The sequence below is a fragment of the Candidatus Kurthia intestinigallinarum genome (genome assembly GCF_003991225.1).
GTDB lineage: Bacteria > Bacillota > Bacilli > Bacillales_A > Planococcaceae > Kurthia > Kurthia populi.
Map to the genome: position 1 here is coordinate 1 of NZ_JTFC01000219.1, position 1,678 is coordinate 1,678.

The window sequence follows — 1,678 nt, forward strand, 5'->3', positions numbered from 1 at the left end:
TATTCCATATAGATTCGTTAAACCAATGATTGTATAAAATTCTAACTCTTCCGGAGTATCATACGTTTCAAAAACAATATCTAACTTTCTTTTTAATATTCCAAGAAGGAAAGCACCTTCACCAGAACTATTTTCTAAATATCGACTACTAATTTTAGATGCGTCTAATGGAATTAAATCCAACATATCATCAACTAACCAATCAGGTGTTAAAACTTCGCCATGATCGACCACACGATTTTTTGATTTTATTTGTTTATTTTCCATAATTAAGCACCTTATTCTTATTATAATTTGAGAAGGATCTAAAATAGTTGGGTTTTACGAATTATTTTAAAACAGTGTCTAAAGTGAGATGAATTCTTCGTAATTTTTAGCAATGAAAAGTTTAATACTTGCCTCTACATTTGCTTCGATTAATTGATTGAATTGTTGCAGCTCGAATAAACGTAAGTTTTTAAGAAATGGCTGTAACTTATTCTGTTTTAATAATTTTAAGACCAATTCAACCTTTGCTTGTTTTTTACCGGATATTTCCTTGTATGAAGGACATGTCAGGATAATCCCAACTATACCTAAAAAGATATCGATAAATTCAATGCCTATCTCTTCACCTTTGCTACGATAACCACACTCTGTAATGACAAAGTTTTCTCCACGATATAATGAATGTATATTTAAAGCTTCTTTTAACATTGAATCCAGATTTCGTGAATGATATTCAGAAGATTCCTCAATCAAAATTTTTGCCTGTACATCATTGTGTACACCATAACCTCTAACTAAACCATAGCAAATACGCTCAGGGAGTTTTGTATAAATAGTTTTATCTACAATAGTTTTTTTAGGTTTATATATGTCTTTAAAAACATTTTGAGCTTGCGAATTTAGAACAGAACTAGCATATCGAATCATATTGAAGTTCATGTATTCAGCTAAAGGAAGTGCTTGTTCAAATAACTGTTCAATGCCTTTAGCAATTTTTGAATCTCCACCATATTTCGTCCAATGAAATGAAAATTCTTGATTTAATGCATGGAAAGTATTAAAGTTTGGATGCATATATATGTTAAGTGGAATTGAAAGTGCACCCATTAATTGAATGGGATCGCTACTGTTTTTACCGCTTTCATCAAAGCAAATAAGTAAATTTGTAGTTGCTTGTTCATGTATAGGTTGCATTGAATTACACCTCCGTTCTTGACAAAATGTATATTTTTTTGACATAATGGGAATATAAATTAATAAAGAAACGTTTAACTCGTGTCGCTTGGTACACGCGTTAGCGTATCAGATAAAGAGAGCTCGTGTCGCTTGGTACACGCGTTCTCTTTTTTGTTTTATTATTTCTCCTCATGAAACGCTTCAACCATAAATTCAAACTGACGCTGCTGGCGATCCGTTAGCTCGTTCTTCACATAACTATCAATCAGTTTCTGCAAAATCACATACGTTTTCCCCTCATCCATGAAAGAGCCTAGCAAGTTGATTTCACTGTGAATGACAGTTGGTACTTTTAAGCTTTTTGTGCTGTTGGCTTTCCCAACGCCAAGCTTTTTACGTGGCTGAGCTGGTTCAATTTTTGTTACCTCTTTTTCAACGACCACAGGAGTAGGTGCTTCAACAGCTACTATCTGCTCGTCCTGTTTTGTAGGAGCTGAGTAACCGAAGTCCATAT

2 protein-coding genes and 1 pseudogene are annotated in these 1,678 nt (G+C 33.4%); all 3 read right to left on the minus strand.

Features of this window, described 5'->3' with window-relative positions; all coding sequences use genetic code 11:
• A pseudogene (locus tag QI30_RS19985) lies at window positions 1-267 on the minus strand (hypothetical protein); the annotation flags it as partial.
• A 78-nt stretch (window positions 268-345) separates the two neighbouring features.
• Window positions 346-1,182 (minus strand): hypothetical protein, encoded by an 837-nt coding sequence (locus tag QI30_RS19990; protein WP_126992104.1) that lies wholly within the window; start codon window positions 1,180-1,182, stop codon window positions 346-348.
• A 161-nt stretch (window positions 1,183-1,343) separates the two neighbouring features.
• A partial coding sequence (locus tag QI30_RS20765; RefSeq protein WP_158621113.1) for a hypothetical protein occupies window positions 1,344-1,678 on the minus strand: 335 nt, incomplete at its 5' end.

Bases quoted from the DNA above. Each gene is read 5' to 3' on its own strand.
- QI30_RS19990 (WP_126992104.1), bottom strand. From the start codon at position 1,182: ATGCAACCTATACATGAACAAGCAACTACAAATTTACTTATTTGCTTT.